We start from the raw sequence: 6,606 nt of genomic DNA on the forward strand, positions 1-6,606 counted from the left end.
AAGGGTCCATGTTGAGCATGAACCCTTTTTACACGAGCCACCGGATCGGTCAACTGATCCTTAAACGATCGGCATTACCCATAACGGGAGCCTTTTTTATTTTACAAGCTAATAAAGTTTTGCTATTTATTCACGTGGCAAATACTACCCTTCTGAAGTTAGATTATTTTTTCTAATATTAAAATTACAGCGGGAAGTTTTATTTGAAGAATACGGTTTATAAGTTGAACTAAAAGTTAGTTACAGATAGGTTGAGTTTTGGGAGATGTTTTACATATAGAATATTTATATTGAAGTACATACCATTATTCAGGGTGTTAATATGAAACGCAGTCAGTTTAAATCAGCACGGCCTACCTCTCTTTCTCTTACCATTCCTTCTGCTGCTCCACCTCCTCCGGTGAGAGAGGGTTACTTACCTCCCAAGCTTCATAAGGCTGTTAGTGCTAACCTTATTCCGGGGTGCCCTCCGGAAGCGGCCAGCCTTCATCAGCATCTGCATACTGCACAAGACCATATTGTTAAGGGCTGGCAACCTGATATAGAAGTCACTCTGGGAGACCGGGCAATAATTCAAACATTAATAAACAGTGAGAATATCCGACAACCGGGATTGCAATTAACTTATTATTCGTCACTTACCGCTTTCGCCGATTGGCTTATAGGGAATAAAAGTATATGCCATCAGCACGTTCGCGCTATTGTCGCTACAGCTGAAAACAGGCACCACCACTATTATATCGATTGTTATTTCACAGCGCCTGGGCAACCCAGTTCTCTTATTTTTCTTGAAAGTGCGACGGTTATGCACCCGATGCCACAAACAGTACTTAGCCAGTTTCAGCAACGATTGGACTCAGGAGGTATGAGGAATTTAAGAATTGCGGTCATTGATACCTGCGTGCAGTCGAGTCCTGCGGATTGCGTGATATTTTGTTTATCATTTGCGCTGAAAAGTCTTAAGCAAAAGGCCGTTTTTATTAGCATGCATCAGCAGCACTGCACGACATATTCTTTACGCCCTCATTATGAGCCTATCCCTTCATTTGATTTTGATATCTTTCCCATTTATCCCTGCGCTTTGTTACCCCCGGATTTCTTACGGCACACGCATTCCCGGAGACTTTACCAAAGTATCTTTGAACAATTGCCCCCCGATGAGCGTCAGGATGCTGCTAACCGTCTTCAGTCACTGTATCAGGAACGCGATACAGCAGAGGGTAGGAGACAATATTTAGTGTCGATCGAACATAAACGGCTACAGCTTCTGCGTCGGGCATTGATACAGATGGGGGCGATCGCAAATATGTAAAGCTGCAAGAGAGGGTTTATCTACTCGTCGCCGCAAAGCTTTACAGTTTGTCGATGCCGATAAACTCTATCCATGCATCAACTGCGGGATAATCTCTTTGCCGCGTCGCAAGAGGCAAGCTGGATGCGTTGAGTGCAGGTGCATAAATCGTCCACAAAGAACTTCTGGCTAAATAACGTCGGCAAAAAGCGTACTATGCCTGCATATAACTCATTGATTTATAGTGATCTCGTTGTAAGTGCAGGAAAAATAAATGGTAAAAAAGGCACATTTTTGTGCCTTTGAAAACGATATTAACTACATGAATTAAATGGATTTATTCATTTCAGTGTCCACGCATTGACCACATCGACAACTAGCCCCGTTTATTCGGGGCTTTTTCTTTAGTGCATCTGTAGAGATTGCTGCTGATGCTTGTCGGGATGCAACTGCACGGCGTGAACAGTTCCTGGCTCAACAATGATGTCGGCAATGGACTCATGAGTTTTGAACGTGCAACTGCAATTGATATTCTGACACTGGTGATAACGTTCTTTGGTATTGAGGCTCAGGTAACGACTTGAACGGGCGTGGGCGGCGTGCTGGCATTTCGGGCAGTGCATCATAATAATCACCATGTAATCATTTTAATCATATGCAATCATTATATGTTATTCGCTAAAACATACATCTGACATTACAGTGATTTACACACTCCTCTTATTCAGCACCGCCGCTTTCCGTCGCCTCATAACTCACATCCGACAACAATACCTCCAGATTCAACGTCGTCACAAATCCACTGCCGCCCAGGCTGTGCGTCACCTTGCTGATTATCCAGGGCTGCGCGTCGATCACGGATTTAAATCCGGACACGGCAACCGGCGTTTCAGGGAATAAATCAGCCCGCCCGCGTGCCAGGGAGATCGTGAACTCGGCGACACCGCGCTGGAGTTTGTCCCACTTCGCCTGGGCTGCCCGCATGGCGGCCTTTTGCGTGGCGTAAATGGTCGTGAGCGCAAACACGTTTTCATCACTGCCCGCCAGATACTCCCCTTCCTTTGCCTCCGGCGTTTTCTGCACCTTTGCGCTGACCTTCTTTGCCTTCGGGTGTTGCAGGGCGCGCAGGTACTGCACTTTCGGTTTGCGCTGTACCTTCACTTTTTTCGGCTTAGGGTCTTTGGTATGCAGCCAGCTTGCCGACACGCCGGTATAAGCCCCACGGTCAGCAATATTGAACGTATGTCCGTCGCCATCTCTGCGGATAATCGTCATCTGCGGGATGGGCTTCCCGCTCGCCGTCTTTGCCGCCCCGGGCTTGATAAACAGCAGGCTGCCCGCTTTGATGGCGACCACCGCGCCGTTCAGCTCCGCCAGACGCGTGATGAACTTCGCGTCCGATTCCTGGGTCTGGTCGATGTGCGACACCGGCACGCCCCTGAAAGGTTCCGCAATCGCGGGTTTGAGTTTGTTGCGCGCCGCCACGGCAGACACCACCGCTTCCAGCGTCGTGTCGTGATAGGAGATGTCGCGGCGGGAATTCAGGCTGCCGCGATAGTCCGCGCTGCGGGCGCGAATGGTCAGCGTGTCCGGCGTGCCGCGATGCTCCACCTCATCCACGGTAAAGTCGCCTTTGTTCGTCAGTGCCTGACCTTTCCAGCCGAGCGCGATATTCATCACCGCGCCGCGTGGCGGCATGTCCAGCAGGCCGTCGGTGTCGCTCAACTCAATGTCGAGCTGGTCAGCCTCAAAGCCACGGTTATCGGTGAGCGTTAGCGAGATCAACCGGTTGCTGACGTCCTGTGTGATGTCTTTGCCGCCGACGGTCACCGTGAAGTCCGGCGCAAACAGCGCACCGGCGCCGATGGTCATATCGGTAATCACAGCAGACCTCCCAGCTGTCCGGTTAACCCACCGGCCTGATTGAGCAGCCCGTCGGCCTGGGCTTTCATGTCGCCAAACATGGCCGCCAGGGATTCATCCACGCGGGTCAGCGTCAGCGTGAATTCAATCCGGCGGGCGGCACCGTTGGAAAAATGCTCCGTGTGGGTTTCGCTGACGCTGTTCACCACGAACATCCCGTAAATGGTGCCGCTGCCCTCCAGCAGAGGCCACGCCTTGCCCTCGTCAGCCATCAGGTTCAGTGCCATCAGAGATAATTTTCCGCCGGTGATTTCCGGCATCAGCACGCCGGACAGGGTAATTTTCTCCTCGTTAACACCGAGGAACTGCGGCAGCGGACGCAGGCCGACGCGGTTGTTTGCAGGCCAGCGGTAATCGACGTCGCGCTGCAAGCTTTGATAAGGGACGGTCTGCAACTGAAAAACAAACAGTCCGAGCGTTAACATCATGCGGCTCTCTCCTTAATCGTTGTCCATGCGGGAACGTTGCTGCGCGGCGCGGGCGCGGTCACGGGCTTCCAGCTCGGCGCGGATCTGGCGGCTGGTATCCTGGACGCCTAAACCGGCACCGGCACCGGCGGCAATGGTGTAATGGTGCGTGCTGCGGTCGATATAGCTGCGCCCGCCGCCGACGGCTACCGGCGTGTAACCGCCGCCCGGCAGGCCGCCAGTCGGTGGCGGGGTGACAGGCGCGGGGTTATCCAGCGGATGTTCTGCCGGATCCGTATCGCCGTTTTGCCTGGAACGCCGGTCAGCTTTGTCCGCCGTTTTATCAATGTCTGCGGATTCATCCTTGATTATGCCGAGCTTCTCCAGCAGCCAGTCAACGCCCGAACGCAGTTTATTAAACGCCTGTAACGGCGCGGTCAGCGCGTTGGCGATGGCCTGCCCGAACATCACGCCGGTGTCCTTGCAGTTGTTCAGCGTTTCCTGCGTGGATTTCACCGGTTCGATCAGGTCTTTGAACCACTGCCAGACCATTTTTAGTTTGTCGCCCAGCCAGTCAAACACCGGCTTGAGCGGCGCAAACAGCTCTTTCACCGGCGCGAACGCAATGCCCAGCCCTTCAATCACCCCCGCAAAGAAGGCGCCGATCGGCTCCCAGTATTTACGGATAAGCAGCGCACCGGCGACGATGGCCGCCGCGACGGCTACAACAGGCCAGGTGAGTCCGCCAATCGCGGTGATAATGGCGCTGCCCACGGTGCCGAGGATGCTCCAGAGCATACCGGCGGCGGCTACAATCAGATTGATACCACCAATAACCGGACCTGCCACCAGGCCAAACACGCCGAGCGCGCCGATAATCAGCAGCGCACCGCCCGCCACCTTGCCGAGCGTCTCCGCCAGGGCTTTATTGTTCACAATCCACTTATCGAGTTTCAGCACGTAGCCGGTGGCGGTCTGCACCAGTTTGCGCAGTGACGAATCCTGTTGGTCGAACAGGTCAGTGCCGACGGCCTCATAGGCTGACTGAAATTCCTTAAAGTCGCCGCCGAGGTTGTCCTGCATGGTTTTCACCAGCTCCTCAGTTTTCCCGTCCGAGGTTTTCAGCGCTTTGGTGAGTTCATCCAGTTTGCCGGAGGAGGCACCCGTCATCAGCACCGCCGCCGCCGAGCTGGCTTCCTCACCAAAGATGGCTTTCATGTACTGCGCACGCTGAGACGTGCCGAGCTTGTTTTTCTCAAAGCTCTTTTGCATTTCCTTCAGGAGGGTAAACAGCGGGCGCATGTTGCCTTTGCTGTCCGCCGTTTTTACCTTGAGTTCACCCAGCGCCGCCGCTGCGGTGCCCGTCGGTGCCTGCAGGCGGGTAATGACCGCACGGGCACCGGTACCCGCCATCGAGCCGGTGATTTTGGCATCAGCCAGGGCGGCGGCCATCGCGGCCGTTTCTTCGACGCTGATACCGGCCTGCTTCGCCACCGGCGCGGCGTAGGTCATGGTGTCAGACAGCCCTTCAAAGGTGGCGGCAGACTTATTCATGGCGGTAGAAAGCACGTCGCCGATGTGCGCCACGGTGTCATTGGTCATGCCAAACGCGGACTTCACGCCCATCAGCAGGGTGGCGTTTTCCTCCATGGTGCGTTTGTTTGCCAGGGACAAATTCAGGATGGTCGGCGTCGCGGCCAGAATGCCGTCCTTGTCCGCACCCGATTTGGCGACGATGATTTGCGCGGCGGCGGCATCGTCGGCAGACGCGGCGGTGTTGTCGCCTAGCTGCCGCGCCTGGGTGCGCAGCGCGGTCATATCAGCAGAGTCTTTTTCCAGCCCTAACGTTGCCTGCAATTCAGAGTTTTTCTGCGCAAAGTTAAATCCGGGCATAAGCAGCCCGACACCCGCCGCCGTGCCCGCCGTCGCAATCCCGACGCCCGCAGCCCCCGCACCCGTCACGCTACCGGCGAACTGTTTGCCCGCCTGATACCGGCCTTTCACGGCGTTGAGTTTGGCCTGCTGCGCGCTGACGCGGGTGAGAGATTCACGCTGCCGGTTGAGCTGCGCGGTGGTTTCGCTGATGGAGGTTTTCAGGCGGCGCTCGGAGTCAGACAGCGTGCGCGTGCTGATGCCCGCCTGGCTGAGTTCCGTGCGCTGACGCTGCACCGACTGCCGCAGCCCGTTGAACTGGGTCTGCAACTGCGCGGCGGTGCGCTTCGCGGACTCCATCGCCTGCGCCTGGGCGCGGGTCGGGCTGGCGGTGTTTCTGAACTGGATAGCCAGCGCCGCCGCTTCCGCCTTGGCGTCTTTGAGTTTCTGACCGGTGACGGCCAGCTGCGCGCTGGATTTGCGAAAACCGTCAATCTTTCCGGCCTGGGCGTTCAGGTCTTTGAGGGTGTTTTGTGAATTGCGGATATCGCCGGACAGCGCCTTACTGGCGTTTTGCACCGCTTTAAACGGGCGGGTCGCCTGGTCTACCGCCTTTAACAGCACCTCTAATTTTAAATTACTCACTGTCGGTGGCTCCGCTGCGCTGCATGGCCTTATGACGCCACACCAGCAGCTCGGTCAGCGTCATCGGGTTCAGTTCTGACGGCGGCCAGTGAAAAATCACCGCCACGTCCGCCATCAGGTCATCAACGGTCAGTGCCGCAGGAAGTTTTACTGTTCCGATTTCGGCGATAAAAAACCAATCACCTTGCCCGCCATGGCAATCAGGTCGGGCAGGTGCAGGCTTTTGCAGTCCTGGGCGGTCAGGTTCGGGACGGTTATGCGCGGCAGGATCACGGTCAGCGCGTCAACGTCGGCATTCGCCAGCGCCGCCAGGCCAATCCCGCGCAGGTGTCCGGCGTTCGGTTTGATGATTTCAATCTGCGTGATCGGGGTGTCGCCACGCTTGATCGGTTCTTCCAGGATAACGATGTTTTCATTGTGTTCTGACATAGCGGTGTCTCTTATTCAAAAGGTGAGGTTTCGCGCCGG

General features: G+C 55.3%; 7 protein-coding genes and 1 pseudogene. 2 read left to right on the forward strand and 6 right to left on the reverse strand.

The features are described 5' to 3' along the window. Positions 1-322: 322 nt before the first annotated feature. Complete coding sequence (locus D6C13_RS24835) at positions 323-1,312, forward strand: YopJ family acetyltransferase (protein ID WP_120135286.1); 990 nt, start codon at positions 323-325, stop codon at positions 1,310-1,312. Between the two features lie 28 nt (positions 1,313-1,340). Then, a pseudogene (locus D6C13_RS26270) lies at positions 1,341-1,458 on the forward strand (methionine synthase); the annotation flags it as partial. Positions 1,459-1,695: 237 nt separating this feature from the next. Here D6C13_RS26270 and D6C13_RS24845 read toward each other — a convergent pair. From D6C13_RS24845 to D6C13_RS24870, 6 genes are all read right to left on the reverse strand, one after another. Next, positions 1,696-1,917, reverse strand: a complete 222-nt coding sequence (locus tag D6C13_RS24845) for a DNA-binding transcriptional regulator (protein WP_014341711.1) — start codon at positions 1,915-1,917, stop codon at positions 1,696-1,698. Between the two features lie 94 nt (positions 1,918-2,011). Next, positions 2,012-3,163 (reverse strand): phage late control D family protein, encoded by a 1,152-nt coding sequence (locus D6C13_RS24850; RefSeq protein ID WP_425272756.1) that lies wholly within the window; start codon positions 3,161-3,163, stop codon positions 2,012-2,014. Positions 3,164-3,171: 8 nt separating this feature from the next. Continuing rightward, positions 3,172-3,642, reverse strand: a complete 471-nt coding sequence (locus tag D6C13_RS24855; protein ID WP_112150976.1) for a phage tail protein — start codon at positions 3,640-3,642, stop codon at positions 3,172-3,174. A gap of 12 nt (positions 3,643-3,654) precedes the next feature. After that, positions 3,655-6,138, reverse strand: a complete 2,484-nt coding sequence (locus D6C13_RS24860) for a phage tail tape measure protein (RefSeq protein WP_120135288.1) — start codon at positions 6,136-6,138, stop codon at positions 3,655-3,657. Further along, the gene (locus D6C13_RS24865) at positions 6,131-6,253 is read right to left on the reverse strand and encodes a GpE family phage tail protein (protein WP_112150974.1); all 123 of its coding nucleotides are present in this window, start codon (positions 6,251-6,253) and stop codon (positions 6,131-6,133) included. The genes D6C13_RS24860 and D6C13_RS24865 overlap by 8 nt, the downstream gene beginning before the upstream one ends. Before the next feature lie 32 nt (positions 6,254-6,285). Beyond that, on the reverse strand, positions 6,286-6,567 hold the full coding sequence (locus tag D6C13_RS24870; protein WP_120135289.1) for a phage tail assembly protein: 282 nt from the start codon (positions 6,565-6,567) through the stop codon (positions 6,286-6,288). Positions 6,568-6,606 lie beyond the last annotated feature (39 nt).

Origin of the sequence: Rahnella woolbedingensis, assembly GCF_003602095.1 — a bacterium.
Classification (GTDB): Bacteria; Pseudomonadota; Gammaproteobacteria; order Enterobacterales; family Enterobacteriaceae; genus Rahnella; species Rahnella woolbedingensis.